This window comes from Rhizobium sp. BE258 (assembly GCF_031457345.1).
Classification (GTDB): domain Bacteria; phylum Pseudomonadota; class Alphaproteobacteria; order Rhizobiales; family Rhizobiaceae; genus Rhizobium.
Map to the genome: position 1 here is coordinate 220,978 of NZ_JAVDWL010000008.1, position 26,968 is coordinate 247,945.

A 26,968-nucleotide genomic window follows, 5' to 3' on the forward strand; every position below is an offset into this window, starting at 1 on the left:
TTATGGTAGACAAGGTACTGACCGCCAACCGCCTGACAGATGGCATTGCCGTCTGGCTCGATGCCAATGGCGCTTGGGTCACCTCGTTGCAAGATGCGCTGATTGCCCGCCATGCCGAAGCGGTGACGGCGCTGGAGGAAATCGGCAAGAAGGCTTACGCCGACAACAAGGTTGTTGACGTGAATGTCATCGAAGTTCAGGAAACCAACGGAGTTCTGTGGCCGCTGCGCCTGCGCGAACGTATTCGCGCGCAAGGGCCGACCATGGAATATGCGCCGGGCTACAAGCCTGCCGATCCGGAATTCATTGCAGTCTGAGGAAGCAGATGTACCGTTACGACGAATTTGACCACGCCTTTGTCGCCGAGCGCGTTGCGCAGTTCAGCGATCAGGTCCAGCGCCGTCTCGCCGGCGAGCTTTCCGAAGATGCCTTCAAGCCGCTGCGCCTGATGAACGGCGTCTATCTGCAGCTGCATGCCTACATGCTGCGAATCGCGATCCCGTATGGCACGCTGAGCTCCAAGCAGATGCGCATGCTCGCCCATGTCGCCCGCACCTACGACCGCGGCTACGGCCATTTCACCACCCGCCAGAATCTGCAGTTCAACTGGCCGAAGCTCTCCGACATGCCGGCGGTTCTCTCCGAGCTGGCAACCGTCGAGATGCACGCGATGCAGACGTCGGGTAACTGCATCCGCAATGTCACAGCCGACCATTTCGCCGGTGCCGCCGCTGACGAAGTCGCTGATCCCAGGCCCTATGCGGAAATCCTGCGCCAGTGGTCGTCGGTCCACCCGGAATTCTCCTTCCTGCCGCGCAAGTTCAAGATCGCAGTGACCGGTGCCGAGCGTGACCGCGCGGCGATCCAGGTCCACGATATCGGCCTGCATCTGAAGAAGAACGACAAGGGTGAGATCGGTTTTGCTGTTTACGTCGGCGGTGGCCAGGGCCGCACGCCGATGGTCGCCAAGCTGATCCGCGACTTCCTGCCGGAAGAGGATCTGCTCTCCTACACGACCGCAGTCATGCGCGTGTACAATCTGCACGGCCGCCGCGACAACAAGTACAAGGCGCGCATCAAGATCCTCGTCCATGAGACCGGCGCCGAGGAACTCGCCCGCCAGGTCGAGGTCGAGTTCGCGCAGCTGAAGGATACCGAGCTTAGGCTTCCCGAGCAGGATGTCGAGGCGATCACCGCCTATTTCGCGCCGCCCGCCCTGCCGCAGCGCGCCGAAGGCTGGGAAAATCTGGCTCGCTGGAAGAAGGCCGATCCGGCATTCGCCCGCTGGGTCCAGCAGAATGTCCAGCCGCACAAGAACCCAGACTACGGCATGGTGACGATCTCGCTGAAGCCGATCGGCGGCATCCCGGGTGACGCATCCGACAGCCAGATGGATTCGATCGCCGATATCGCCGAGGAATACGCCTTCGACGAGATTCGCGTCAGCCACGAGCAGAACCTCATTCTGCCACATGTAGCACTGGCCGATCTCGAAGCCGTCTATCGCGGCCTCGTCGCCATCAATCTGGCCGAAGCCAATGCCGGCCTGATCACCGACATCATTGCCTGTCCCGGCTTGGACTATTGCGCGCTTGCCAATGCGCGCTCGATCCCGCTAGCGCAGGAAATCTCACGCCGCTTCGGCGATGCCGAGCGTCAGGCCGAGATCGGCGAGCTGAAGATCAAGATTTCGGGATGCATCAATGCCTGCGGTCACCACCATGTCGGCCATATCGGCCTGCTGGGCGTGGAAAAGAAGGGTGCCGAACTCTATCAGATCACCCTTGGCGGATCGGGCGACGAGCACACCTCGATCGGCGAAATCATCGGCCGCGGCTTCGAGCCCGAGAAGGTGACGGATGCGATCGAGACGATCGTCGATACCTATCTGAAGATCCGCAAGGACCAGTCGGAAATCTTCCTCGAAGCCTACCGCCGCGTCGGACCGCAGCCTTTCAAGGATGCGCTCTACGGCTCGGCAGCGGAAGCGGCATAAGGAGGGGATGATGACCAAGATCTGGAGAGAAACCGGCTTCGTCGAAAACGATGCCTGGGTGATCGAAACCGAAGAGGTCAAGGCAACGGGCGATCAGAAGCCGCTGCTTCCCCTCGATGAGCTGTTTGCCAAAGTGCAGGAGAGCAACGATGTCGGCCTCGGCGTGCTGATCAAGCCGGCCGACGATGTCCGCAAGCTCGAGCCCTATCTCGACCGCCTCGCGATCATCGCGGTTGCCTTTCCGGCATTCAACGATGGCCGCGCCTTCAGCCATGCTTCGCTGCTGCGTGATCGCCTCGACTACAAGAGCGAATTGCGGGCCGTCGGCGACGTGCTGATCGACCAGGTGCCGCTGATGCTGCGCGTCGGTATCGACAGCTTTGCTGTCACCAACGAGACGGCCTTGAAGCGTCTGTCCGAAAACCGTCTTCCGGGAATTCAGCATCATTATCAGCCTGCTGTGCGTGACGCGGACAGTGGCAAGGGCTATAGTTGGCGCCGTCAGGCGAAACCGGCGGCATAAGGCCGGCTCGCCGTCATCTGATGACGGAAGCGATGCGATGAAGAATTTCGAAGTGGCGGTGATCGGTGGCGGTCTCGCCGGCATGGTTGCCGCGGTTGCGATTGCCCGCGGCGGCCGCAATGTGGCGCTGATTGCGCCGCCTGCGCCCAAGGAAGACCGGCGCACCACGGCGCTGATGGATCAGTCGATCCGCTTCCTTGACCGCCTGACCCTCTGGGACAAGCTGAAATCGGCCACTGCGGCGCTGACCAGCATGCGCATCATCGACGGCACGAATCGCCTGCTGCGCGCACCGGCGACGACCTTCCGCGCCCCAGAAGTCGGCCTCGATGCCTTCGGTTACAATTTCCCGAATGCCGCCTTGATGGCGGTGCTTGAGGCCGCCATCGCGGGCGAGGGCAATATCACCCGCTTCACGGCCTTCGCAGAGACGATCGAGATCGGCGCAGATACGGTGACGATCACATTGGCGGATGGCGACATGGTGAACGCGGATTTCGCCATCGGCGCCGATGGCCGCAAATCGAAGTTGCGCGAGACGGCCGGTATCGATGTGCGCAACTGGTCCTACCCGCAGTCGGCCATGGTGCTGAATTTCAGTCATTCCGTGCCGCATCAAAATATCTCCACCGAATTCCACACCGAGCATGGGCCGTTCACACAGGTCCCGCTTCCCGGAAGCCGCTCCAGCCTGGTCTGGGTCCAGAACCCGGCGGAGGCGGCTGCGAATGCGGAGCTCTCCCTGGAGGATTTGAGCCGCCTCGTCGAGGAGCGTATGCAGTCGATGCTTGGCAGGGTCAGCGTCGAGGAGGGCGTCCAGGTCTGGCCGTTGTCCGGCATGATGGCGCATCGCTTCGGCAAGGGCCGGATCGCGCTGATCGGCGAGGCCGCGCACGTCTTCCCGCCGATCGGCGCTCAGGGCCTCAATCTCAGCCTGCGCGATATCATGGCGCTGACCGACATTCTCTGCAGCCGCGCCGAGCTGCCGGTGGCAGCCGATTCGGGCGATCAGTTCGACCGCAAACGCCGCGCCGACATCATGACGCGCACCGCCAGCGTCGACTTGTTGAACCGGTCTCTGCTGTCCGATTTCCTGCCGGTACAGATGCTGCGGGCCGCTGGGCTGCATATTCTGTCAGCCATCCCGCCGCTGCGCAGCATCGTGATGCGCGAGGGCATAGAGCCAGGCCGGGGTCTGCGCGGCATACCGGCTGCGCTGAAGGAAAGGCTAAGCCGGCAGAAAGCCTGATTTGATCGCGATCAGAAACACCGACACCGTCACGACGGAAAGGGCCGTTGCGATGAGGATCGTTGCCGAGGCGCGTTCCTGCCAGACGTGATACTGCTGGCCGATGACGAAGACATTGGTCGCGGTCGGCAGCGCCGCGAGCAGAATCGCGGCATAAACCCAGATCGGATCGAACCCGCCGACCAGTGTCAACGCTCCATAGACGACGAGCGGGTGCACGATCAGCTTTGCCGGAACGATATAGCCGATTTCGGGCGGGATTCGCTTCAGCGGTCTAAGCGCCAGTGTCACACCCATCGCAAACAGCGCACAGGGCGCGGCGGCCTGCGCCAGATAATCGACGAACTGCCGCAGCGCTGACGGTTGCTCGAATTGCAATGCGGCTGCGAGAAAGCCTGCTGCCGTCGAAAGGATGAACGGGTGCAGCGCTACCTTCCTGATAATATCGGCGGCGATCTGGCCGCGTGAACGATCGTCATCTCCAGCCGCCGCCATCATCGCCGGCGCGACGATGAAATGCATCGCATTCTCCAGACAGACGATCAGCGCCACCGGGACGGCCGCCTTGTCGCCGAAGGCGATCAGCGCCAGACCCGGCCCCATATAGCCGATATTACCGTAAGCACCCGCGAAGGCCTGGATCGTCGATTCGTCCATGCGGCTTTTCCGGACATAACGGCCGATGACGAAGAGTGCGATGAAGATCGAATAGGTGGCGGCGAGATCGGTGGCGATGAAGTCGATTTGCGCCAGATCCTCGACCGGTGTCCGCGACACCAGCTTAAAGAACAGCGCAGGCAGCGCGGCATAGATGATGAAGGTGTTCAGCCACCCGAGCGCCTCTGCAGGCTGCTTGGTCGCCTTTGCGGCAATATAGCCGATCAGGATCAGGCCGAAGAACGGCAGAAGAAGGCTAATGATGTCGGTCACGGGACCGTCCGATGATGTTGCAGTGCGAAGCTTATGCTTCCGGCTTAGCCGATCTGCATCAGGATTGGAAAGGTCTGCTGGAACCAGATTGCGGCTTGACTGATGAATCCGAACATGAAGGCCAGCCCCGTCAACACCAGAAATGCGCCGAGAACCTTCTCGACAGTGCCGAGGTGACGGCGGAAGCGTGCCAGGAAGCGCATGAACGCGCCGGAAAAGCCCGCAGCAATCCAGAACGGAATGGCAAGCCCGAGCGAATAGATCGCCAGCAGGCCAGCCCCGGAACCGACCGTTTCGCGCGAAGCGGCAACACCAAGGATCGCACCCAGTACCGGACCGATACACGGCGTCCAGCCGAAGGCGAAGGCAAGGCCCATGACATAGGCACCGGTCAGCGTCGCCGGCTTGCCGCCGCTCTGGAACCGCGCCTCACGTGCCAGCAGGCCGATTCGGAAGAGGCCGAGAAAATTCAGCCCCATGATGACGATGATCAGCCCGCCGATCTTCGACAGCAGATCAAGGTGCTGGCGAAGAGCCATGCCAATACTGGAGGCGCCGGCACCCAGCGCCACGAAAACGGTGGCAAATCCAAGTGTAAAGAACAGCGCCGAAAAGAACACGCTGCGGCGTACATCGGGCGCGACGGTCACCGCCGCGCCGCCACGGAACTGATCGACGGAAATGCCTGCCATATAGCAGAGATAGGGCGGAACGAGCGGCAGGACACAGGGAGACAGGAATGAGAGGGCGCCGGCGATCAACGCGCTCCACAAGGAAATATCGGCAATCGACACGCATTCTCTCCGGCTGCAATCCAGGCCGTTGTCTAGCGCTGCGACCTGCCGATTGCCAATCACCTTTTTGCGCTCCCGCAAGAAATGTGCCTAACGCTTGTGAAAGTCATGATTTTTCGGTTGACCGCAATGGGTCGCCTGCCTATGTTCCGCGCACTTCCGGCAGGGGCAGCAAAAATGCTGTTCTTGGGGTTAGGTTGCGTAGCTCAGCTGGTAGAGCATTTGACTTTTAATCAAAGGGTCCTGGGTTCGAACCCCAGCGCAGCCACCATTCCAATCAAATACTTAGACTTTCCGAACGGTATTTTTGAAAGTTCGCAGGCCAACCAGGGTAACGTATAGGGTAACTTTCGATTTCGGAGGCCCGCGCGACAGGATGAGATTTCCGTGAGCGAAGTAGTATCGTCTACAACTGAAGTTTGGCCGGTGCTAATCCCTGCCTTGGTGGGTGGAGTTTTAACGCTGGCGGGCAGCGTTATCGTCCCTGCTGTGGCGCACTACTTCAGCGTAAAAAGCGCGCACCAAGCGGAGCGGCGCCGTCGTTTTGAAGAGATGCTCGCGGCCGCGTACGAACACGAGCACTGGCTCGAATTGCAAAAGCTTGCAAAAGTTTTCGGAGAAGGCACGGTTACCGGACCGGCGCCTATCAACAAAGCGATGGCGATCGCTCTCTTACATTTCCGCGAACTCGTCGGACCCCTGAGAGCGCTTGATCTCGCCTCGACACAATATCAGGCTTGGATGTCGGAGGCTGGATTTCGCCGGCTGAACCTCCAGCTAGATAAAGTCAACGATGGTTTCCAGGTAGCTTACAGGAAATGGGGCGAGAGCTTCTCCGATTTCCAAGACGCGGTCACTAAGTTTTCGGAAGATAGAAACGGTAAGGTTTAACCTCCATTCCCCATTGGGGGTGGTACCGGTGTTCCCCCGTTGGGGGTTCATCCTCAATCTGAGGGCGGACGTACACCGTTGGTGGATGTCCTCAATTTGAGGGCTTGCGAGATGCATCCAAGTTTGGACGCATCTCACACTCCCGCCAATGGTGGGAGTCTCGCGGATGGACATAGGGGGTCGCATTTCCCGACCCCCTTTTTGATCTCCCGCCATTGGTGAAAGATCAACGTCCTCAGTTTGAGGAAGTTAACTTCCCCCAACGGGGAGAGTTGCCGGCTCGCGCTTTCAGGCTTCCTCAATTTGAGGAAACCTTCGCGTGACTATTTCGGGAAAAGCCGAAAAAGGGGGTGGTGATCCGCCACCCCCTTTCGGTCAGAAAAGACCTAAAGTCCCGGTCGCCAAAAGGGGCGAGCGGGTTTTACGGGAAGGTCGCAAAATGCCTCTCGGGAATTAACGCCAGGTCTGGCGTTAATTGATTTGCCAAAATTGGCGGATCAAACGCTCGCCCGTTTTGGCGAGCGTTATCCACAGGCTCGATTGCCAGTTGCGCGCGGCCGTGAACTAATTCGCTCCACAGGAGTGATTCATGGACACTGTGCGCAACGTTTGGATCTGGCTCAACAGCATTGTTTGGATGGAATGGGCGAAGCTCGTCTTTGACCTCATCAAGGGTATCGCCTGGCCCCTGGCGATCTTCCTCATGGTTCGCATGTTCAAAACTCAGATCGCGGAAAAACTCAAGGATCTCATCGAGGCAGGCCCGACTGGAGCAAAATTCAAAGAACCAATTCAACCGGATCAACCTCCAGTAACGACCGGGCCTGCGTCGCAGCCGCTACACGAGCCTGTGTTTCAAGTTGTCTATGATCAAGAAAGACGCATTGAGGACGATCTCGAAAAGATCCCGCAACAAGAGCACATAGTGCGTCTGGTGAGAGCGCTCGCGGAAACGCAGGCGGTAGCGCGCTTCGAGTTCGTATTTGGTGCCATCTTCGGGAGCCAGCTTAGTGTTCTCCGATTCCTCATAGGGAATGGTCACACACCTATGCCGGACGTTGTTAAATGGTTCGACGACCACGTTCCGCCGCTTTGGCATCCATCAGTCGAAATGACTTTTGAAAAGTGGTCAGCCTTCCTCTTTGGCCAAGGGCTGATCAACCTCAACGATAACGTGGCGTCGGTTTCAGAATTCGGTCAAGACTTCATGAAATTCGTGGATCTGCAGAGGGCTGACGTTATAAAGCCGAATTGATCTCAAGCCGCCTCCCGAAACCACCCGTCGAAGATCTGGGGCGTCAGGTAGACGACGTTGCCTGCTGACTGCGTCGTGATTTCAGACGCAGTGGTGTCTGCCATCGTCCTGATTTTGGACGATGGTGCCGACTTGGCAGCCTTCTTGCGCCAATAATGAGCCTTGGCGTTGCAGCGTCCTGAGCAGTGCTTGGCGTACGGCATGGCGGATGCAAAGGCGGTATCGCACACTTCGCAAGTCCGGATGTATTTCTGCGATCGGCCTGCCTCGGCAGCGCAAGCCTTTGAGCAGAAGCGGTTGATCTTCAACGACGGCAGGAAGGGCATGCTGCAAAGCTCGCACGGCCGAAGCTCTCGAGTCCGCAGGGAGGCATTCCGGCAAGGCTTTGAGCAGAAGCGGTTCTCCTTCGACTCATGGTTCACCCTGAATTCCTTCTGACATCCCTCGCACGAGCGAGGTACGGTCCGGCTCTTGCGGATCATGTCGTATGCCTTCCGGCCGATTGGATCTTCCATCCAGCCGCGCTCGTAGCCGCGGTAGTCCAGCATCAACCTAGCGCAAGCCGAACTGCAGAACGGCATCCCTTGCGCCTGCTGGTCGGTAGTTAGGCCGGTATGGCAGCGGAGGCAGTAATCCCGTGACACCGTGTAATCGCGCTGCCCCTCCGCCCATGTCGGCCGTGTCGATACGCCGAGCTTGTTCAGAGCCGCGGTTATGACGCCAGCCGCCTCGTGATCGGCCGGAGCCCAATCGTGTCCAAGAAGGCATAGGGCTGACCGCATATTATGCCGGATCGCCCCCTCGTGCTCCCAGGGCGTAACCTCGAAGTCCTCCAGCATATCCATGATGCGATGAATGACATGCCGGCGGCGATCGCCCTTGATGATCCCTTGCGAGGCCTTCAGGCGTTGGGAGCGTGCGTTGCGGAGGTAGCCGTCGAGGTATGCCATGAATCACCCAAACATTGCGTCGAATACCTGCGGAGTCACCGCGTGCGAGGAGCGGCGCGGGAGCACCTTCGTTCCGTCGGACGTCTTGCCGTCCCGCGCTTGGCGCATCTGCTCATAGCTGACCTCCAGGAAGGCGCGGTCCATGGCGACGAGGATATCGACATGGTGAGGCTGCAACGGCCACCGGTGAAGCCGTGCATACGCCTCGATATCGGTGGCCGCGATAGGATTGGCACCGGAGGCGTGCAGGCTTCTCCCGCGGTCAAGATCGAGGAAGATGCCCCAGAGCAGCTTCCCGCCTTCTGGCAGGCGTGGGCGGCCGCCCTGGACCATGTTGCGCTTCAGTTCCTCGACGAGGAGTTTCTTTAGTCGGTCACGGGTCATTTCTTCTGCATCACCTTGAAGCCGGCGCCCGACGTGAATAGTCCGCTGCCAGATCCCGGGTTATGCGAGCCCGGCAGGATAATGACTTTGCAGGCGGGCTTTGCGAGCGTCACGACAGCGTTGGCGACAACGCCGAGCGGAATGTTCGGGAAGACGCCGACGACGTCTGTTGTGCCGTCTGGAGCGGCTATAGCCACTTCCGAAAACTCGAGGAATGCATACCGCACGGGCGACGTGCCGTAGCTGATCGCCATCTTGTCGCCAGGCAGGAGCGTGTAGCCCTCCGGCAAGCCCGTGAGGCTCATTCCCGCCCGATCGGTGGCGATTGCGCCGACGCGCACCACAGAGGCCCCCAGGATCGATCCATCGGGGTCTAGTTGTGGATACTCCGACAACGGATCACAGAGGAAGAACGAATTCTGCGCGCCGTGGAGCTTTCGGATCTTGGCAGCGATCTGCTTCAGATCATTGTGGTAGCCGATGTTCAGCGAGACGTTTCCGGTCCAAAGCGGCGGCGCCAGCTCCGCCTGCCACACACGGCCGTCGCCGGAGCCCGAAAGCTCGTCGTTGCGCTGGATGTCCCACGTTACGCTCTCGATTGAAAGCAGATCGGCCAGGAACGGCAGCGGATAAGGATAGGTGACGGTCATTAGCGTCTCCTCGGGTTTCGTTGAATCTGCTGGACGCGGCCGGGCAAAGCCTTGTCATACTGGCCGACAGCGCCGTTTGCTGCGCTGCTGGCCTCGGTCTGCGCGACGTTCTTGACGTAGCCCTGCCATCGCCCGTCCTCGTCCATATCGATACCGACCGTGACATGGACGTTGGTGCTACCTTGGCCGCCACCACCGTGAGCGGAGACGCCGAGACGGCCGCTCCCATCCCGGGCGAGCGGCAAGATCGCCTCCGGACCTTTTTCGCCCATCTGTCCAATATTGAAGTTAGTCGGCCGGTTGACGACGCCGTTGGTGAAAGCGCCGCCCTTGGCGAAATGCTGGACGTGCCCGTTGTCGAAGGCGTTGCCCTTTGCGGAGAACAAGGAAACGATACTGCCAAAGATCCCGCCGATACCGCCGCCGCCAGCTCCCCCGGCGCTCTTCACCTGGAAGATGGAGTCGAGCACCTGATCGAGCAGTACGTCGGCAATCTTCTGCAGAGCGCCTGTCAGGGCAGAAGCGGCGCTCTTGCCCTCGATAAGATCGGTGATGAAGGCCTTCGTCGCCGACTGGCTGACATCGCGCCATTCTTCTGCCGTGCGGCGGAGATGCTCCTGCTTTTCGGCCAGTTGGTCGGCCTGGGCGCGGGCATCGGCGTAGCCATTCGCCAGCGCAAGCATCGCCTGCGCCTGCTCGCGGGCCTTCGGTGATAGGCCGTCGAAGTTGCCAGCCAGAAGCTGCGCAACGTCGTGTAGTTCCTTGCCGGCAGCCGTTCCCGACTCCTGGGCGGCGGATAGCAGATCCTGTGCGACCGATGCCCGGTTGATGGCTCTGTCATAATCATTAATCAGCGGATTGACCCCTGCCTGCGCAGCGGTTTCCGCGTTCAGCGCCGTGATACGCTCCTGTATCGACTTGGTCGCACGGTCAAAGTCACTGGTGCGTGACTTACTGCCTTTGCTCCCCGACGCGCTCCCGCCCGGAGCATATTTCGGATCGTTGATATCGATCGGGGTTGCCGTGAAGGCGGGCTTGTTCGGACCTTGGAAAGGGGCTGGCTTCTGGGCAGGCGTAAGCGAGATTGGTCGCCGCGGCTGGACGAAGTCGGACTTGATTTGCGCAAGATCGCCTTCGAGGCGCTGGATATTGAGCTGGACGTTCAAGTCATCGGCGCCACCTGATTGCTCTCGGAGCTCCGCGATCTTCTGCTCGATTTCAAGTCGAGCTTCAGCGTTGCTCTTAGCCTTGTCCTGCGCTGGGTCGGTGCCAAATAGGCTGCGATATAGATACGAGCCCGTCGTGTCTCCGGCTTTCGGTACGATGGAGTCGAGGATTCTGTTCGTGTCGATTCCGGCGGCCTGGTTGGCAGCGTTCAGCAGTTTCATGAATCCTGCCGTCGCGGTCTCGACAGCACTCACGATGCGGCCAATCTGCTCGACAAGATTGTCCACGTTCACGGTGTTGAGGTAGTTGATGATCCCCTCGACGGTATTGCCGAATGCGGTGCCCGAGCCGGAAGCAGCGTTGAAGCTGCGAACGAACCGGGTCAGGGCGTTGTCAAGTTCGGTCCCCATCTGGCCGATTGTTTGCGTGGTGCCGGCAAGCTTTTCGTCCAGCACGCCCGCGCCCGCCGCGATACCGTCAAAGAATGCCTTGTTCGAGATCTTGCCGGATTTCACGAGTTGAGTGAGCTTCGAGACGTCGCCACCCGCCTGCCGGATGCCAGCAGCGGCCGCCTGGAGAAGCGCCGGCATGCCATCGATCAGAGAATTCCATTCTTCCGCCTGGATACGGCTGGAGCCAAGGGCTTGCGCAAGCTGTAGAAGCGCTCCGGACGCACTTTCGGCATCGCCGCCGCTCACCCTGATAGCCTTGGCGACGGTGTCCGTAAGCCCAAGAATTTGCTCACTCGACACCCCGAGCTGCTTTTGCACGAGGCTAACGCGGCTATAGAGCTGTGCGAGAGCCTCGATCGGCGCGCCGTTGCGCTGGGCGGACGAATACAGGGTCTCGAAGGTGTCATTGAGCTTCTCGCCTTCGAGACCGGCAACCCGGAGCGCGTTGGTGATTTTCGTGGCCGAGTCAGAGAACTTCTGGAAGGACGCGAAGCTAAGGCTGGAAGCGAATGCCAGCGCGAAAGCCTTTCCGAAGCCACCAATGCGCTGTGACGTCGTCGCCATAGCCTGATTAATGCGCGTCGTGGCGCGGATGGTATCGCGCTCCAGTGCCGCCGTCGCCGTGCGCGAGGCGCGCTGAAGCTCCTGGAATGATCGCGTGCCCGTCCGCTCGGCGCGTTGGATCCTCTTTTCGAAGTCCGCGAAGCGTGCTTCGAGCGACAGATACAGCTGTGTTTCGTCGTCTCTAGCCATCAGACGTAGCTCCATTCCTCCAGGTCACCCTGGAATGTTTCGTAAGACGAGATCCCGGTATCGCCTTCAGCACATCGGGCGACGGCCATCGCGGTTGCGACGGCACCGTCAATGCGATCTTTCGATTTGCCTTTGTGGAAGGTCGGCACGTCCGTCTTCGACGTGTCCATGGCGACGTTGTCAAAGTTCCACCGGAGAACCGGGTGCGCGCCGTGTCGGAAGTTGCGGCCGACGATGGCCCGCTCCAGCTCCTTGACTGCCGGGCCCATCGATACCCATCCCTGCCTGAATTCGACCACCGGGATATCGTCCGCGAGGAGCGCACTCATCATCTGCCGTCCGAGATGAGGGTCGAAGGCGACTTCCTGGACGTTGAAGCGAGCGGCCAGCTCACGAACCTGATTTTCCACCGCGTCGAAATCGACCACGTTGCCGCTCGTCGCGGTGATGAATCCGTCCTTGGCCCACTGCGGATAAGGCACCCCGTCGCGGTCCGCACGGCGCTGGAGGTTATCACCCGGGCAGAAATACCAAGGCCACACCATAAACTCGTCATCGATGCGCCAGCAGGCGACGATCACCGTCAAATCGCTCGTGCTCGACAGATCCACCGCAAGCCAGCAAGGATGCTGCTCGGTTTCCATCTCCTCCAGATCGACCGGCCGGAAGCCTTCGTCGTAGATACGCATCTCGACAAATGGCGAGAGGCTGTTGTCCTGGCGAATGCCGAGAAAGAACTGCTCGAAGGCGGCGCGGTCCGACGGCCGTTCCTTCGCCTCGATCGCAAGCTGTCGGAGAGACGGGAGATCGGGGTATCCATAGGCTAGGCCGGGCAGCACCTTGGCCCAAGTGCTTTCGTCGTCCCATGGCTCGTCCGGGTCACCCTCAAAGATGATCGGCAGGAAGGTCGGGTCGATGATCTCGCCACGCTGGACCTTCTTTGCATATTCGTAGACCGGGAAATCCGGGCTCTCGTTGCCGCGTCCTGCCGTAGTGGCAACAATCACCAAAGATCCGGCAACCTTCGACGCACCAAGCCTCATAGCCTGCCAAAGGTCGGCCTTTTTGTGCGCCCAAAGCTCATCAACGAGCACAAACATCGGTGTACGCGCATGGGCTCGGGAGCCATCGCTTGCCATTGCCTCGAAGAAGCTGCCGCTCTTCGGATGCGTGAGACGGTTCTTCGAGTCGACGGGACGGGACGCGCCGGCGAGCTGTGGGATTTCGTCCACGATGCTCATGGCCTCTTCGAAGGCAACGCGAGCCTGGCCCTTGTCAGCCGCGACGACGAAATTCTGGCCGCGTGGCACGCGCTCTGGCCCGTAGGTATGCAGGAGTGCCAGCGCCGCGCTGAGCGACGTCTTGCGGCTCCCCTTGCCGACCTGGAGATAGACAGTCCGGACCGTGCGGGCGCCGTTCTGGTCGGCTGGCCCGTATATAGCCCTCACGATGCGCTCAAACGGCGGATCAAGCTGAAATGCCTTGTCCGGCAGGCGGGATTTCGGGTGCTTCAGCATCCGCAGAAACTTCACCGCGCGCTCGCCATATCCGAAAGGATCGGCAATCGGGCTGTCATCAGAGATCCATGTCAGACCATCCATCGTCCTTGCCTCCTTCCTTTGGGTTGAAAGCAGGCTTCGAGCGAGCGGCGGGCGAAATACCAAGCTCGGCGGAAAGGCGCGCTACGGCCTCCAGGGCGGCCTTCAGCATCCCGGAGGCGGGATTGGGCTTTCGCATACCGTGCGCCGTCGGCACGAGGAGCCCATGATCCTTGATAGCCGCATGGCACTCGCGGACTTGGTAGCGGGCAAGGATATAGGTTTCGAGCAAGCCGAGTGCGGAGGCCGTGAGTATCTGCCGTGCCGCCATATCGGCGCCGCACGCATCCCACTCGGCAACGAGCTCGTCGGGAATGCAAGCCGGTGCCTTCGGAACGCCGCTTAGGCCACCGTCTACTGCTTTGAGGTGGGCTTTCTTGCCTCTCATACCTTCTCCACCGCCCTGATTTCGAGGCCCTCGCGGCGCCCGATTTCGCGCGTTTCCTTGATATTGAAGAACCGGCCCTCGTAGACGACGCGGTCGGCAGTCGTCACCCCGGCCAGCCAGCGGGTCCGGAAGATGACGAGCGTCGTGTCTTCAGCGCCGTTGCGGATCGCCTCTTCGGTATTCGCCTGGATAATCTGGGCGCGAAGCGTGGCGAGCGGCGTGAAACCATTGACCGGAACGCCGTATTCGTCGGCTGAATCCGAGCTGAAACGATCTATTCGGAGGGTGCGATCGAGCTTCCCAGAGCGCATTTCACAGCTCCTGAACGATGGCTTCGACGGTGACGACGGCATGAGCGGTCTCGCCATCGGGGTCTCGAAGCACGCGAACGCCCGAAACGAAGGCGTCGACACAGTGAAATCCCGCGTCCAGAAGCAGCCGGCCGCGCTTTACCGCTGCCCGAATAGCGCCCCCCACGGCTTTTACGCCGGTGGTGCCTTCCTCTTTTTTCCAAACGTGGAGATCGGCGTAGACGTGGACGCGGTTGCGACTGATCGCATCGCCGTCATCGCGGGCGGTCATTTCACCGATGATGATTGACGGATTGATCACCGGGCGCTGGCTGCGGTCGCGGATATTCGTTGCCGGCACAAGGCTGGTGACGCCGGTCTCCGAGAGAAGCCGGTCATAGAGGGCCTTCTGAAGGGCAAGTTCTGCTGTCATTTCAAACCCTCAAGATTGCTGTCAGGAGCATCCCGGCGCCAAAGGCCAGAACGATGGCTGCGGTGTAATGAAACCACCGCACTAGCTCGCCCAAGCCTTGCGGATGGCCTTGTTGATCGCTCGCTTCACCCGGTTGGCCGTGCGCTTCTTCAGCAGCCGATAGGCCGGAAAGAAGAATGGCTGTGCCGTGTTTTCGGTGGTTCCGAACTCGACCCATCGAGCGTAGAACGCGTCTTTGTTCCCGGCGTAGATCGTGATCCGCAGATCGCCCGTGCCTTGCGTGGCAATGGCAAATGATCCCTCCGGCGCATCGCCCCACGTCCAGCCGATCGAGTCCTGAAGAGCACCATCATCAACCGGAGCGTAGGCCTTAGCCGCGGCAACGATCTCGTCTGCACCCTTTGCCATGGCGGCACGCGCTGCCTCTTTCACGGCCACGGGGATAGCACGCATACGACGCTGGAAAGTGCCTAGCCCGCCGTCGTCAGCCAAACTGATAACTCCGGAATTCACGGACGATTTCCCAGATCCCGAACGGCAGTTCCGACGCCGTGACGCCGATCAACGTGCCCTCGCGATTCTCGTACCAATGACAGGCCAGCAGCGAGACCGCCTGCGCGAGAGCCGGCGGGATGGCTTCCTGATCGGTGCCCCCATAGGTCGCCTCGATCGCGAAACCGAGCTGACTTTCCAGCAAGCTCTGAGCGGCCGCGATCGTACGGCCGATCAAGGCGTTATCCGCGGTGCCAAGATCGTCCGTTATGTTCAGCTGCTCGCGAAGTTCTGCGACTGTGACGATCATCGAAACCGGCCTTTTTGGCTGTTAAAAAAGTAGTCCTTAATTGGATATATCCCGCGCGTGACTGTCCCCGCCGGTCCCTAGAGATGGTCCAAAGTTCAGGACCACCCCCCATGGCGAGTGAAGATGTCACTGACCAGAGACACATCCAGACTGAAGCGAGCACGCGTCTTGATCAGGAACGTTGTGATATCAGCGAGTGACCGCTCGGCTATGGCAACGGGCATGCCCTTGAGGTGCGAGGCGAGCGCCTCGCGAACCTCTGGAGCGCGTGTTGTCTTCACTGTGTAAACGTACTGAGCCATGTGTCTCTCCGCCTTCGGCGTCGTGTTTCACCAATGGTCGATTACGTTGCCGATGCTGCGGTTCTCACCACGTTGCTGTTGACGCCGATAGACGCGGTCATCTTTGCAACGCTGTTAGCCGTATCGAGCGCCTCGGAAGCCGACATGACCTTGCCAATGAACTGTCTTGTGCTGTTCTTGGGGCTCGCACCTGTGTTCGGCTTGTCGGTGAATTCGACCTTGAAGGCGTAGTCATAGTTCGTGTTGAACGCGGCAAGCAGGGCAATCTGACCGGCATCGGCCGCATCGATACCCATCACCAGCTCCATGTTGCCCGCGTTCTTGTTGCCTCTGAGCTTTTGCGTTCGGCCAAGGCCAATATTGTCGAACGTGATTTCGGCGGCGGTATCGCCGAAGGTGCCGATTGACTCGAGCTGGCCAATCTCCACCCATGTGACAGCGCTGAAATCAGCTACGACAAAATCGGAATTTTTCGACGCCAGCACGCCGCCGATGAATACCTTGGAACCACCTGTGGCCATGAGGGTCATTTGCTTGTTTCCTTGTTAGGGCGTCGCTCCTGCGACTGTTTCCATGAACTGTGGCAGGGAACACAGAGCGCCTGCCAATTCGAACGATCCCAGAAGAGGATCTTGTCGCCTCGATGAGGCTTGATGTGATCCACGAGCGTGGCACGCTGACCGCAACGGCGGCACGAGTTGTAAACGGAGAGAAAACTCCTCGATTCCCGTTGCCATTCAGCGTCATACCCACGCTCGCGGGCGCTGGGTCGCTTTGCGTCGAAGCGAGCCTTGCGTTGCTTGGCGCGCATCTCTTGGCAGGCGCAAAGGGCCCCTGACGGGACCGTCTTGCCGCATGAACAAATACGAGGTGCGCGGGTTGGCATCAGGCGAGGCCTCCGTACAGGAGGAACGTGCCGGCAGAGAGTGAGGACATTCCACCGACCGCCCATTGTGCGGCAGTCTTGAGCAGACCGCTTTGCGAGTTGACGGTGGCACCGGCCCCAGCCACGAAAGTGACCTGGCCGGCGCCCGCCTGGACGAAACCGCACGAGAAACCTTCCGGGAGGCTGGACGGAATGGTCACGGTGCTCGCCCCTGCGAAGACGAGGCATTTTCCCTGATGCTTGGCCGATAGGATGAGCGGCCCGGCGGGGATCCACTCCGGATCTGCAAAGGTATTTCGAGCCAGGTCGCTCAAGCTCACGTCCAGCTCGCGCTCGAACTGAGAACCTGGGGTCGTTCTTTTTACAGTGACGGTATCGACCATGGCTCGCCCCTTACGATACCGGACGGACGGCAGCGTTGCCCTTGATGACGACGGCAGAGAGCGGAGTTCCGGTGCCGTGCGTGCCGCTGAAATCGGCCAGCAGCTTCAGGTAACGACGGTTGCCCTTGTAGCCGACCTCGTGGACCGTCGGGTCTGGGTGAGCGGCTTTGAACGAGGCAATGATGCCACCCGCTACGCCCGTGATGGCCTGAAGATCCGCGTCGGTGACGAGATCGAAGTTGGTGCCGTCGTCGGAGTGCGACAGAACCATTTCGAGTTTGTTCGAGGCCGTGAAGGTGATGCCGCCGGCGCCGACATGAATGGCAATCATTGCCGAGTCGAAGCCAAGCAAATCGATGACGCTGGGGGTGTTGTCGGCAGCGTAGACCGCCGGTGCAATTGCCGAGATGACGGCGAGGTTGTTCACAATATCACGCACGGTGAATACTCCTGTTGGGGTTCTGGCGGTTAGGCCATTTTCAGCTTGCGCAGCGCCTCGGTGAGGACCGGGCCACCACCGACACGGCGACGGGCATGGAAGCGAACCATCCCGCGGTTCGCCTGCGTAAACGGATCGCGAAGAACCGAGAGGCCAACGCGGTCATAAATCCGGTAAGCTTTCGAGAAATCGCCGTAGAGGATCGGATAAGCACCGGCGCCGATGTCCGGCATGGTCTTGTCCTCGATCACCGGGCGGCCGAGCAGCGTGGAAGGCTGGCCGGCCTGGAGGCCTGGCTGCCAGATATAATTGTTCTGGCCGTCCTTCAGCGTGCGGACAATGCCGAGCGTGGTGCCGTTCATCATCCAGGAGCCGCTGTTGCGATAGGCCAGCGGCAGCGAGTACATCAGGCCGATGAGCTTGTCGGCATTGAGCGTCGTGCCGCTGCCGTTGAGAACTTCGGCGATGCCGGCAGCCTTCTGGAGCCCGAGCGGCCTCTTCACGCCGTCACCGTTCGAGAAGGCAAGGCTTTCCTTCTCCTCGAACTTCTCAGCGAGCATCGAAGAAATCTCGGAATCGATGTTGATGGCCGAGTCTTCGAGCAGACGGTTCGACACGTCGATGTAGCAAGCGAGCTCGTGAATCGGGATTTCCAGCTGACCATATGTGGCCGTGGTTTCCGGGCGGGTTTCCTCTTCGCCGACCCACTGCGCATCCGGCATTCCTGTGAGCTTGGGCAGGATGACAGAACCGGCCGACGTTGAGCCTACGCGGACCGCCTGGCGGATCGGGGAAATATCGAGGATGCCCTTGATGACTTCCGCCTGGAATTCCGCCGGTGCCAGGTATCCGCCCTTGACGTCCTCGCCGACGATCAGCGCGCGGACCTCTTCGAGTTCCATGACTTCGCGGCCGTAGCGCATGAAGTTCGTGAAAGCACGGCGCTCGATCGTGATTTCCTGATTAACGGCCGTGCCGCCGTTCGGTCGGTTCGCGCGCGTCTCAAGATCCGTCAGGCGCTGGGTGAGCGCATCGAGGCCGGCAAAGCGCTGGTCGGCTCGAGTCTGGAATTCGGTGAAGCCGGTGCGCAGAGCTTCCACAGCCTGCGTTGCGGCCGTCATCGGATCGTCCTGATTGTCCGGCACGGCTCGGGTTTCAAGCTTGAAGTGTTCCATTTTACTTTCCCTTGGTTGCGAGAGCAGCAGCGGCCTTACGGCACGCCTCGACGAAGGCCGCCGCGCTCTCATTTGAGCGGCCAGTACTGCGAACTGAGGTGATACGGGCATTGCCGGCCGACGGCATACCGACGAGGCTGATTTCGCGGACGTCGATGTCAGTGAGCAGGCGCACGCCGGCAGGCCCACGCTTGTCGCCACGAGCCCGGAAGCCGATGGAAAGGCCGTTCAGCGCTCCCGCCTTCAAGAGATCGTACGCCTCGCGGCCGCGCGGGGTGGTGATGACAAGCTGGCCGCGGACGAAAAGGCCCTTGTCGTCTTCGCGGGTTTCCGTCCAGACGCCGATGATTGCGGACGGGTCGTGTGCCCAAAGCATGACCGGCTTGGTGCCGGCGGCGCGGTGTTCAAGGAGGCTCTTCGAGAACGCGCCACGCTGCACAATCTCGTTGTGCGCATTTCTCTCACCCCAGATCACCGCGTAGCCGGAGAACTCACCGGCATCGTTCGGCGCCTCGAAGCGAAGTGTCAGGTCCAAATGATCCATTACGGTCTCCGGCGGCAGAGTGAGGTGAGGAAGAGCGCGACAAGGATGCCGAACGCGAACCATGCGAGGTGTTCGGACATCAGCGCCCCCCCGGAGCAAAGTTGGCGCGGTTACCCGCGAACTCATCGACCTGGGCACGAAGCCACGGCACGCGCAAAAGCTTGGTGAGGTTTTCGGTCGAGAGAGCGAGGCGCTTTCCAGCGGTCTCCTCGGCAGTCAGATCGACCACGAGGCGAGCGAGGTGGCGAATGTAGAGGCTCTCGAACTCGGCGGCGCTGACGCGACCGGTAGAGCCCTCCGCCGCTTCGACGCGCTCATCGTTGAACAGGAGCTGCGCGCGCTGCGCGGCCAAAGAGTCCGGACCGCAAATGCGGAAGATGATCCCGGTCGGCTGGCCATCGAACGGGCTGACGATATGGCAGTCGGCGCCGCGTCCCTGGTCTTCAGTGTTCCATTCAATCTCTTCGAGCGTCATTCGACCGGCTCCTTGTTCGTGGGTTCGGTCTCGGCTGCTTTCGGAGCTTCGGTCGGATTGATGTGAGGGTTTGCAAACTCGTCGCCGCCGGCATAAGGCGCGAGATCGAGCCACCCGCGGGCTTCGTTCGGATTGATGACTCGAGCAGACACGAGAGAGCTAATCGCCGTGGCGCGCTCTGTCAGGCTGGCGCGGGTGAGATCGTCGCGATCAAGGAGGATGCGGTGCGTCTGCCGCTCTTCGCGTGTCAGCAGCGCGCGGGTGAAGGCTGTCTCCAGCGACCGGAGCCATGGCTCCAAGCAGTAAACCAAGAACTCGCGGCCCATTTGCTCGCTATTGGACCACGTCGCGCGATCGAGCTCGAAGAGCATGGAAGGCGGGATACGGAAGGCGCGGCAGATTTCGAGGATCTGGAATTTGCGTAGCTCCAGGAACTGAGAGTCCACGCTTGTCAGCGCCATTTGCTTAAAGGTGGCGCCTTCCCAGAGGATGCCGGTTCGGCCAGCGTTGGCAGGCCCTTCCTGCGACAGCTTCCAGCTTTTGAGCATCGCCTTGACGCTGGCAGCGCCGAGCTTGGAAGGCGTCTCGATGAGGCCGCCCGGTTTCGCGCCGTTCTTGAAGAGTGAAGATGCGTGCGATTCCATCACCTGAGCCACGCCGACGGCTTCTGCCGCGAGCGTGAGCGGTGACCGGTCGAACGGGCCGCGAACGTGAAGGATAGAGCTGGACGGGACGATCTGGCCGTCGAGCCGGTAGGTTGGCTCTGCGGTATGTGGATCAAGCTGCACGCTGATAGCGGACGGCTGATATCGGATCACCTCGCGGATCTCTCCGCCGATCCGGTTGATGTAAGCCAGGCCGCCCCAGTCTCGAGTCAGCGCGTCGGCCGTAAGATCTCGGATAACTTCGAAGCCGGATGTCCAGGGATTGACGTCTGCCCGGAGCATGGTGCCGATCGGATGATTGACGTCTTCCTCTTCGGTGCCGTCGGCAGCGCGCTTCATGACACGCACTTGGAGAGTAGCGGCAGCTTCCGAGATCACCCGGACGGCAGCGGCAACGGCTGGCACTCGTAGCGCAGCGGCGCCGGAGACGGCCACAGAGCCGCTTGCCATGCCCGACCATAGGGCATGAAGGACATCGTCTACATCGGCGACGTTAGGGTCGGCGACGGGCGTGTCACGGGTCTCGATAGGTTCTGATCGGGATGGCCAAAATCTCATGAGACGATTCTGGCCGAACAGCTCCGGGAGAACTATTCGGCCAGACACCGCTCAAACAGGTCTATCTACCGCTCATCACCAAACCAACGCATCAGCGCGTCTTCATGGGCGCACCAACGGCTACCTCTTTTCCGAATCGGGCTACCGGGTTCTTCAGCGAGCGAGCCCGTGACGAAGTCTTCGCTGCAGCCTAGATGCCGGGCGATGCGCTTGGCGCCCCAGAGAATGCGGCTACGGGGCTTCGGCTGGACCATCTGGTCAAACGATCTGGGAGTGAGCTTCATATCTGTTCTCCGAGACCGTAGATGCGCTCGATGTTTGCCTTGGCGAGGTAGCGTTCGATCTTCCAGCTGACTGTGATGTCATGGGTTTGGATCGTCTTGACGACGACGCCCCACCGCAGGATCTCGTATTTCCAGACTGTCGTTCCGCCTCGCCAACGTTGGATTTCATATCGCGCGGTAAGGGAGTGCATTCGGTAACCTCGTGATTGGTGATGTGGTCCGGCGTCTGGGCCTTCGGCCATGCTTCGCATACGTCCTCGCGATGCTCGGCCCCGCCTGCTGTTGTGCGTCCCCGATCTTTTTTCCCATAAGGGAAAAGAAAAGGGTGCGGTTCATGCGCTGCCGGAAGGCCATACGAGATCGTAGATCGAAGTCGCCGAAGGCGGGGCGAAGCCAATGATGGCCGTTTGTCCGCACCACATATCTTGTTCCCTGTAAGGGTGCGGCGGACACGGCGCTTGCGGGCGCGATCGAGACGGCGCCGACGATCGGCCGCGGGCTCGTCGCAGGCTTCGATCCGAAGCAGCCGAAGATCCTCGCGCTCAAGGGCAGTGACCTCCAGCAAGGCGCCGACATATGCCTGGCCAAGCAGCTTGAACCCGGCTGGAGTGCAGACCGGTGCGACGACGTCAGGATCGATGACAGGAAGGCGGAGGCGCTGGCAAAGCTCGCCAACGGTCTGAACGTCGGCGGTAACGCCAAGGCATTCCGTAAGGTTAGCCAAGACGACGGCCCACCCGGTAACCGGTCCCATGTCGAGTCCGTGCTCCCTGCGATAGGAAATCAACCGGCCAAGCTCGTTAAAGCGCTGGCGTGCAGTCACTTTCAGCCAGTGAAAAGACCTTTGCCCCTTGATTCCAAAGGGGCTTCGGATTATTCTTTTCGCATCAGATGTTGCAGTTTGATGTCTTGTTTGAGACCGGAGCGGAGGGCAAACCGCTCCGGTCTTTTCATTTTCAATTGGCATCTTGGGCAACCTCCGCGTCATTCGCTTCAACAGCCAGCAAGATTGCCGCCTCGATCTGCTCTTCGTTGGCGCGAGGGAAGTAGAACTTCAGCATTTCGGCCGTGACAGCGCGCGAGCTTCCGCGACGCCGGGCTCTTACGATGAACTCTGCTATTTCTGGGGCGAGGTTGGTCATTGTGCTTTTCCCCGAGCAGCGTCGAAAGCCTCCAGTTTTTCAATGTCGAAAAACCGTAGCTGCCCGATCTTGATTGGTGCGGGGAACCCAACACTCTCGTCTTTGATCCAGCGCCAAAGCGTCATATCGCTGATATCATCGTAGCGGCGACGGACCGATGAGGCGGTGAGATAGCGCCTATTGGCGCCGGGCAGGGGGGACGCGTCTTCTTTCGGGGAGAGGTTGATTGTCATTGATCACTCCTTGGTTTCGGGTGATCTGCATAATTGTCTCTTTTTTCGTTCTGTAAACAACAATCTTAATACGCATAGTATTGAAAATACTGGTTCATATTAAAATATGCAAAGAAAGTTCATATCGCTTGGCATAAACTTATAACTTGTTGGTTCGACTACAATTAGTATTTGTTTACGCTCTAAGAGATACAACGTTCGATGTAGTTTCGCCCACGATCTGCAGAAGATAGCTTTCCCATTTATCGAGAGCTTCTCTTTTTTCGTCTTCGTAGGAATGACGATTGTAGATAGCGGCAACCCCAGAAATCTCGCCGCTGCTGTGATTCAAGATCGCTTCGACAACATGCGGGCCTATTTTGAGACTCGCCATGCCGCTTGCCGCCGTGCGCCTGAGATCATGTAAGCCCCACTGTGGGAGTTTGACATCATCGGGATCGCGTCCTTGCTCTGCCGCCTCTTTCTTCATGATCTCAAGCATTGCGGTGTCTAAACGCGCTTTCGAACGTGAGAACCCAGAGACCGGGCTTTTCAGCGTAGTCGTAAGAACGAAAGCGCATTTGCCTATTCGAGTGACGCCTTTGATGAGCGCTAGCGCGGTCGCGGACAAGTGGACGAGATTTTCGCGGCCGTTCTTCGTGCGCTCCCCAGGGATTAGCCAGCGTGGCGAGTTACCCGACAGGGTCAATTCCTTCCACTCCATTCCGGCAACCTCTTGTCGGCGTTGGGCTGTAAGGGCAAGCAGCTTCCACATTGGCCCAAAAGGGTATTCCGCTGCCGAAGCGGCCTGCCAGAACACACGCAGCTCATCATGGGTGAGAACACGCTCGCGTGAGTTTTCAGGGGTCGGCTTTTTCATGCCGGCCATAGGGTGAGACTTGAGCACGTCGCGCCCAATCATCCAGTCAAACCATGTGTGAAGCGTCGCAAAAATGCGGTTGGCCGTGACCGGGCTCCCGCGGTCAACAATAGCGTCGAGCAGCTTCACGACGTCGGCCTTGCGGATGTCTCGGACGTCACGCCCCTCCCACGGCCGGCGCTTGTAATCTTCATCCCGCTTCGGCTCGTAGCCGGCGATCTCTTTCGCGAATTGACGCTCTGTCTCCTGCCAGCTTTTGTTCTTCTTTTTGGCATAGCGCTCGATGAATTTTTGAGCCTGGGCCTCGACTAGAAAATCCTTCTCACTGTCGGCGGCATGCGCGGCCTGGATGACTTCCTCCTTTTTCCGCCGAGCAAGATCTTGTCCTTCGGTGAGGGCTTGGATCTGGCGACGCGCGACGGCTCGGGCTTCCGGCAACGTCATCGCGGAGCCGATCTTCGGTTCCTCATCGAGGGGCGTTTCTCTCTCTGAGAGCACCGGGCCAAGAGTTAGTTTGGCAGGCTTGCCGCCTTGACGATAGCGCAAGGCCCAACTCTTGCGGCCGCCTGGCTGAATGACGAGATAGAGACCGGGGAGGGCGGCATCTGGCAATTCCTGGCGCGTTACCCCGTTACCCTGAGCGCCCTTTACAGTCAGCATTGTGAGCGATTTTGCGACCCGTCCAGCCATATGACAACTGCCCTCTGGGGTAACGCGGGGTAACACAAATCTCGTGTTAGCAGACGTTATCCATTGTTTATATCAAGTGCTAACATATTTCGAAAAACCCATGTAGCGCAATACGTTTCGTGTAATTGATGTTAGGGTATGTTACCCGAATTTATGGGTGGCACTTTACTTTTAATCAAAGGGTCCTGGGTTCGAACCCCAGCGCAGCCACCACACACTTCAAGCTTTGTTTTTCGCAATCGATGCGCCGGGTTGTCCGCGTGTCGTTCTAAGCTTTGCCTGAAATGCAATGGGCCTGCACCGTAGCGCCGGTGCAAGCCCATGGAATAGCCGGTTAGCGTCTTCCGGTCAGGCTGCGTCAGACCGGTGAGGGGCCGGAACCGCCGCGGTTGCCTGGCTTGTCGTTGCCTGGCTTGTCGTTGCCTGGCTTGTCGTCGCCTGGCTTGTCGTTGCCCGGCTTGTCGTTGCCTGGCTTGTCATTGCCTGGCTTGTCATTGCCTGGCTTGTCATTGCCTGGCTTGTCATTGCCTGGCTTGTCATTGCCTGGCTTGTCATTGCCCGGCTTGTCATTGCCCGGCTTGTCATTGCCTGGCTTGTCATTGCCTGGCTTGTCATTCCCCGGCTTGTCATGACCAGGCTTGTCATTGCCCGGCTTGTCATGACCAGGCTTTCCCTCACCGGGCTTACCATGGCCAGGCTTTCCCTCACCGGGCTTACCATGGCCAGGCTTTCCCTCACCGGGCTTACCGTGGCCAGGCTTTCCGTCACCGGGCTTGCCGTGGCCAGGCTTTCCGTCGCCGGGCTTGCCATGACCAGGCTTTCCGTCACCGGGCTTGCCGTGGCCAGGCTTTCCGTCGCCGGGCTTGCCATGACCAGGCTTTCCATCGCCGGGCTTGTCATGGCCCGGCTTTCCGCCGCCACCGTTGTCACCGCCGCCACCGTTGTCACCGCCGCCACCGTTGTCACCGCCGCCACCGTTGTCACCGCCGCCGCCGTTGTCGCTATTGCCGCCATTGCCATTGCCATCGCCGCCGGCCGTCCCGGCGTTGGATGACTGCTGGCCTCTGCTGCTGCCCTGGCTGCCGCCCTTGCTATCGTTCGACCCGCCGTAACCAGCGTCCGGGATCGACTCCGTCGGCTTGCAGAGCCGGTATTCAAGCGTGCCTGGCTTGGCAATTCTGCAGTTCAGGAGGGTGGTAGGCGCTGCAAATGCGAGACTGCTGCTGGCCAATAGGTAAGCAACGGCGACGCTGTACTTCGCTGCTTTGCGGATCATTGATTTGTCTCCCAAGGTTAACGAAATGCTAACGGAGACAATTCTTATATTAGCAACTAATTAATATGAAGAAATATTTGTGGATAACCGGATGAGATCTTAATCTATAGTTAATTACGTAAGTATAAAATTTTACTAAAGCTCTAATAAAAAGCATGTTATTGTCCCGCCGCAAATAGAGGGGCTTACATATGATTCGTCTTATTGCTGCTGTTTTCGCTTTGTTTCTTTCTCTGCAATTTCAAGCCTTTGCGGGTCAGTTCCTGCCGGTCACGCGCAGTATCGGCGCGCCCGTCGGATTCGCGTCGGCCTGCGCCAAGTACAGGTGGCTTTGTCACAAGACGTCGTCGCATCAGGCCGGTGAGGGCGCCGGTGTGCCGTTGCTGCAAAAAGTCAACCGTGCCGTAAACGGACGGGTCATTCCGCAAAATGATGGTCCGCTGGCCGCAAATGGCGACGACTGGTCGCTGCCGACAGGCGGCCGCGGCGATTGCGAAGACTACGCGCTGCAGAAGATGAAGGATCTGATCGATGCGGGTTTCCCGGCGGACCGGCTGGCGCTGTCGGTGGTGATTGGCCCGCACGATCAGAATCACGTCGTGCTGATTGCCCGCACCGATGGCAGCGACTACGTGCTCGATAATCTGACGAATGCGGTGCGGCCTTGGCAGCGTACGCCTTACACCTTCCTGGCAACCCAAGATTTCCGGGCGCGATCGGTTTGGCGCGTGACGCTTGCAGGCCCTCGGGCGGGCGAGTTCTCGTGACCGCGATGCGGTAGGAAAGGCGTGCACGGTGCGCACGTCGTTAATGCTGGATTAATCGCAATGATGCCATTGTTTCCATGTTTGAGTGCGGTGCGCGAAGCGCGGAAGCTCGACTGGAGACATGATGAAGAAGATACTCATTTCGACCCTTGCGGCGGTCATCGCGGGAAGCGCCATGCTGGCGACCGCGCCGGCTTCCGTCGCTCAGGATTATGGATGGCAGCGGCGTGACCGCGGCTATTACCCGCCACCACCACCGCCGCGCCGCCGCCACCATGACAATACCGGTGCTGCGATTGCCGGTGGCCTGGCTGCCGGTGTGATCGGTGGCATGATCGGTGGCGCGATCGTCAATAACAATGGTCCGCGCTATGTCGAGCCGCCACCACCGCCTCCGCCGCGCTGCTGGTTCGAGGACCGTCGCGTACCCAACGCCTATGATGGCGGCTGGCATATGGAGAGCATGCGCGTCTGCCGCTGATCGCAGACAAGCCTCAAAAGAAAAGCGCGCCGTCAGGGCGCGCTTTTTTGTTTCCAGCTGTCAAAAGAAATTGCTGGATCAGCGCCGGGGAAAGTCGTTCCAGCCCGAGGCGCGTGCCTTCGCAACCACCGTCTGCGCCTCGCGGCCGATGAACAAGATGCTGAAGATTGCGACGATCGTAATGATATCCCACATGGCCTGATCCCTCGTTTTGCGGCCCCGCCTCGGGTACCGCTCTATCCTGGCGCGACCGCCATCGCGCGTTTGGATGGCATAGTTATGATCGAAGGCCGCGTTTCAGGAT

Annotated in this window: 35 protein-coding genes and 1 tRNA gene; 9 read left to right on the forward strand and 27 right to left on the reverse strand. The window is 59.9% G+C overall.

The window, feature by feature from the left end; all coding sequences use genetic code 11:
* Positions 1-2: 2 nt before the first annotated feature.
* Genes J2X43_RS25920 through J2X43_RS25935 form a run of 4 tightly spaced genes read left to right on the forward strand, consistent with a single transcriptional unit; the run spans position 3 to position 3,768 of the window.
* Complete coding sequence (locus J2X43_RS25920) at positions 3-317, forward strand: DUF2849 domain-containing protein (protein WP_310299194.1); 315 nt, start codon at positions 3-5, stop codon at positions 315-317.
* 8 nt (positions 318-325) lie between these two features.
* A complete protein-coding gene (locus J2X43_RS25925) occupies positions 326-1,996 on the forward strand; it encodes a nitrite/sulfite reductase (protein WP_112518587.1) in 1,671 nt (556 codons plus the stop codon).
* A gap of 10 nt (positions 1,997-2,006) precedes the next feature.
* Positions 2,007-2,519, forward strand: a complete 513-nt coding sequence (locus J2X43_RS25930) for a DUF934 domain-containing protein (RefSeq protein WP_310299198.1) — start codon at positions 2,007-2,009, stop codon at positions 2,517-2,519.
* Between the two features lie 37 nt (positions 2,520-2,556).
* Entirely contained in the window at positions 2,557-3,768 is a 1,212-nt protein-coding gene (locus J2X43_RS25935) for a UbiH/UbiF family hydroxylase (protein ID WP_310299200.1), read from the forward strand.
* Here the strand turns inward: J2X43_RS25935 and J2X43_RS25940 are convergent.
* The gene (locus J2X43_RS25940; RefSeq protein ID WP_310299203.1) at positions 3,748-4,698 is read right to left on the reverse strand and encodes an AEC family transporter; all 951 of its coding nucleotides are present in this window, start codon (positions 4,696-4,698) and stop codon (positions 3,748-3,750) included. The genes J2X43_RS25935 and J2X43_RS25940 overlap by 21 nt on opposite strands.
* 44 nt (positions 4,699-4,742) lie before the next feature.
* Positions 4,743-5,492: a cytochrome c biogenesis CcdA family protein gene (locus J2X43_RS25945; RefSeq protein ID WP_112387438.1), complete on the reverse strand. Its 750-nt coding sequence runs from the start codon at positions 5,490-5,492 to the stop codon at positions 4,743-4,745.
* 195 nt (positions 5,493-5,687) lie between these two features.
* On the opposite strand from J2X43_RS25945, the gene J2X43_RS25950 reads away from it, so the two are divergent.
* The 3 genes from J2X43_RS25950 to J2X43_RS25960 all read left to right on the forward strand — a co-directional run bounded on the left by J2X43_RS25950 (position 5,688) and on the right by J2X43_RS25960 (position 7,638).
* A tRNA-Lys gene (locus J2X43_RS25950) sits at positions 5,688-5,763 on the forward strand.
* Between the two features lie 116 nt (positions 5,764-5,879).
* On the forward strand, positions 5,880-6,383 hold the full coding sequence (locus J2X43_RS25955) for a hypothetical protein (protein WP_310299209.1): 504 nt from the start codon (positions 5,880-5,882) through the stop codon (positions 6,381-6,383).
* Positions 6,384-6,972: 589 nt separating this feature from the next.
* Complete coding sequence (locus J2X43_RS25960) at positions 6,973-7,638, forward strand: hypothetical protein (RefSeq protein WP_310299212.1); 666 nt, start codon at positions 6,973-6,975, stop codon at positions 7,636-7,638.
* A gap of 2 nt (positions 7,639-7,640) precedes the next feature.
* Here J2X43_RS25960 and J2X43_RS25965 read toward each other — a convergent pair whose 3' ends face one another.
* The 25 genes from J2X43_RS25965 to J2X43_RS26085 form a co-directional block, all read right to left on the reverse strand.
* A complete protein-coding gene (locus tag J2X43_RS25965; RefSeq protein ID WP_310299214.1) occupies positions 7,641-8,588 on the reverse strand; it encodes a hypothetical protein in 948 nt (315 codons plus the stop codon).
* Positions 8,589-8,591: 3 nt separating this feature from the next.
* Positions 8,592-8,972 carry a hypothetical protein gene (locus J2X43_RS25970; protein ID WP_310299217.1) on the reverse strand — a complete coding sequence of 127 codons (381 nt, stop codon included), beginning with the start codon at positions 8,970-8,972 and terminating at the stop codon, positions 8,592-8,594.
* Positions 8,969-9,622 (reverse strand): hypothetical protein, encoded by a 654-nt coding sequence (locus tag J2X43_RS25975; RefSeq protein ID WP_310299219.1) that lies wholly within the window; start codon positions 9,620-9,622, stop codon positions 8,969-8,971. Before J2X43_RS25975 ends, J2X43_RS25970 begins: the two co-directional genes overlap by 4 nt.
* Positions 9,622-11,994 (reverse strand): tape measure protein, encoded by a 2,373-nt coding sequence (locus J2X43_RS25980; RefSeq protein WP_310299222.1) that lies wholly within the window; start codon positions 11,992-11,994, stop codon positions 9,622-9,624. Before J2X43_RS25980 ends, J2X43_RS25975 begins: the two co-directional genes overlap by 1 nt.
* Entirely contained in the window at positions 11,994-13,595 is a 1,602-nt protein-coding gene (locus J2X43_RS25985) for a terminase large subunit (protein WP_405049646.1), read from the reverse strand. The genes J2X43_RS25980 and J2X43_RS25985 overlap by 1 nt, the downstream gene beginning before the upstream one ends.
* On the reverse strand, positions 13,570-13,980 hold the full coding sequence (locus tag J2X43_RS25990; RefSeq protein ID WP_310299228.1) for a phage terminase small subunit P27 family: 411 nt from the start codon (positions 13,978-13,980) through the stop codon (positions 13,570-13,572). Before J2X43_RS25990 ends, J2X43_RS25985 begins: the two co-directional genes overlap by 26 nt.
* Entirely contained in the window at positions 13,977-14,291 is a 315-nt protein-coding gene (locus tag J2X43_RS25995) for a phage head closure protein (RefSeq protein WP_310299231.1), read from the reverse strand. Before J2X43_RS25995 ends, J2X43_RS25990 begins: the two co-directional genes overlap by 4 nt.
* Position 14,292: 1 nt before the next feature.
* A complete protein-coding gene (locus J2X43_RS26000) occupies positions 14,293-14,703 on the reverse strand; it encodes a DUF3168 domain-containing protein (RefSeq protein WP_310299233.1) in 411 nt (136 codons plus the stop codon).
* An 81-nt stretch (positions 14,704-14,784) separates the two neighbouring features.
* The gene (locus J2X43_RS26005; RefSeq protein ID WP_310299236.1) at positions 14,785-15,195 is read right to left on the reverse strand and encodes an HK97-gp10 family putative phage morphogenesis protein; all 411 of its coding nucleotides are present in this window, start codon (positions 15,193-15,195) and stop codon (positions 14,785-14,787) included.
* Entirely contained in the window at positions 15,188-15,505 is a 318-nt protein-coding gene (locus tag J2X43_RS26010) for a head-tail connector protein (RefSeq protein ID WP_310299240.1), read from the reverse strand. Before J2X43_RS26010 ends, J2X43_RS26005 begins: the two co-directional genes overlap by 8 nt.
* 95 nt (positions 15,506-15,600) lie before the next feature.
* Positions 15,601-15,807, reverse strand: coding sequence for a hypothetical protein (locus tag J2X43_RS26015; protein ID WP_310299243.1), 207 nt, complete (start codon positions 15,805-15,807; stop codon positions 15,601-15,603).
* A gap of 41 nt (positions 15,808-15,848) precedes the next feature.
* The gene (locus J2X43_RS26020; RefSeq protein WP_310299246.1) at positions 15,849-16,337 is read right to left on the reverse strand and encodes a hypothetical protein; all 489 of its coding nucleotides are present in this window, start codon (positions 16,335-16,337) and stop codon (positions 15,849-15,851) included.
* The gene (locus tag J2X43_RS26025) at positions 16,334-16,759 is read right to left on the reverse strand and encodes an HNH endonuclease (RefSeq protein WP_310299249.1); all 426 of its coding nucleotides are present in this window, start codon (positions 16,757-16,759) and stop codon (positions 16,334-16,336) included. Before J2X43_RS26025 ends, J2X43_RS26020 begins: the two co-directional genes overlap by 4 nt.
* The gene (locus J2X43_RS26030) at positions 16,693-17,076 is read right to left on the reverse strand and encodes a hypothetical protein (protein WP_310299252.1); all 384 of its coding nucleotides are present in this window, start codon (positions 17,074-17,076) and stop codon (positions 16,693-16,695) included. Before J2X43_RS26030 ends, J2X43_RS26025 begins: the two co-directional genes overlap by 67 nt.
* 10 nt (positions 17,077-17,086) lie before the next feature.
* Entirely contained in the window at positions 17,087-17,515 is a 429-nt protein-coding gene (locus J2X43_RS26035; protein WP_310299255.1) for a hypothetical protein, read from the reverse strand.
* Between the two features lie 29 nt (positions 17,516-17,544).
* Positions 17,545-18,690, reverse strand: coding sequence for a phage major capsid protein (locus tag J2X43_RS26040; RefSeq protein WP_310299257.1), 1,146 nt, complete (start codon positions 18,688-18,690; stop codon positions 17,545-17,547).
* A gap of 1 nt (position 18,691) precedes the next feature.
* Entirely contained in the window at positions 18,692-19,234 is a 543-nt protein-coding gene (locus tag J2X43_RS26045; RefSeq protein WP_310299259.1) for an HK97 family phage prohead protease, read from the reverse strand.
* A gap of 79 nt (positions 19,235-19,313) precedes the next feature.
* Entirely contained in the window at positions 19,314-19,709 is a 396-nt protein-coding gene (locus J2X43_RS26050; RefSeq protein ID WP_310299262.1) for a hypothetical protein, read from the reverse strand.
* Positions 19,706-20,932, reverse strand: coding sequence for a phage portal protein (locus tag J2X43_RS26055; protein ID WP_310299264.1), 1,227 nt, complete (start codon positions 20,930-20,932; stop codon positions 19,706-19,708). Before J2X43_RS26055 ends, J2X43_RS26050 begins: the two co-directional genes overlap by 4 nt.
* Positions 20,933-20,997: 65 nt before the next feature.
* The gene (locus J2X43_RS26060; protein ID WP_310299267.1) at positions 20,998-21,216 is read right to left on the reverse strand and encodes a hypothetical protein; all 219 of its coding nucleotides are present in this window, start codon (positions 21,214-21,216) and stop codon (positions 20,998-21,000) included.
* Positions 21,213-21,407, reverse strand: coding sequence for a hypothetical protein (locus tag J2X43_RS26065; protein WP_310299269.1), 195 nt, complete (start codon positions 21,405-21,407; stop codon positions 21,213-21,215). Before J2X43_RS26065 ends, J2X43_RS26060 begins: the two co-directional genes overlap by 4 nt.
* Before the next feature lie 765 nt (positions 21,408-22,172).
* On the reverse strand, positions 22,173-22,358 hold the full coding sequence (locus J2X43_RS26070; RefSeq protein ID WP_310299272.1) for a hypothetical protein: 186 nt from the start codon (positions 22,356-22,358) through the stop codon (positions 22,173-22,175).
* Entirely contained in the window at positions 22,355-22,591 is a 237-nt protein-coding gene (locus tag J2X43_RS26075; RefSeq protein WP_310299275.1) for a DNA-binding protein, read from the reverse strand. The genes J2X43_RS26070 and J2X43_RS26075 overlap by 4 nt, the downstream gene beginning before the upstream one ends.
* 175 nt (positions 22,592-22,766) lie before the next feature.
* A complete protein-coding gene (locus J2X43_RS26080) occupies positions 22,767-24,140 on the reverse strand; it encodes a tyrosine-type recombinase/integrase (RefSeq protein ID WP_310299278.1) in 1,374 nt (457 codons plus the stop codon).
* Positions 24,141-24,498: 358 nt separating this feature from the next.
* Positions 24,499-25,416, reverse strand: coding sequence for a hypothetical protein (locus J2X43_RS26085; RefSeq protein WP_310299281.1), 918 nt, complete (start codon positions 25,414-25,416; stop codon positions 24,499-24,501).
* 191 nt (positions 25,417-25,607) lie between these two features.
* Between J2X43_RS26085 and J2X43_RS26090 the strand changes: the two genes are divergently transcribed.
* Both J2X43_RS26090 and J2X43_RS26095 read left to right on the forward strand, forming a co-directional pair.
* Complete coding sequence (locus J2X43_RS26090) at positions 25,608-26,183, forward strand: transglutaminase-like cysteine peptidase (protein WP_112387435.1); 576 nt, start codon at positions 25,608-25,610, stop codon at positions 26,181-26,183.
* Between the two features lie 124 nt (positions 26,184-26,307).
* On the forward strand, positions 26,308-26,664 hold the full coding sequence (locus J2X43_RS26095; RefSeq protein WP_310299284.1) for a hypothetical protein: 357 nt from the start codon (positions 26,308-26,310) through the stop codon (positions 26,662-26,664).
* Positions 26,665-26,968 lie beyond the last annotated feature (304 nt).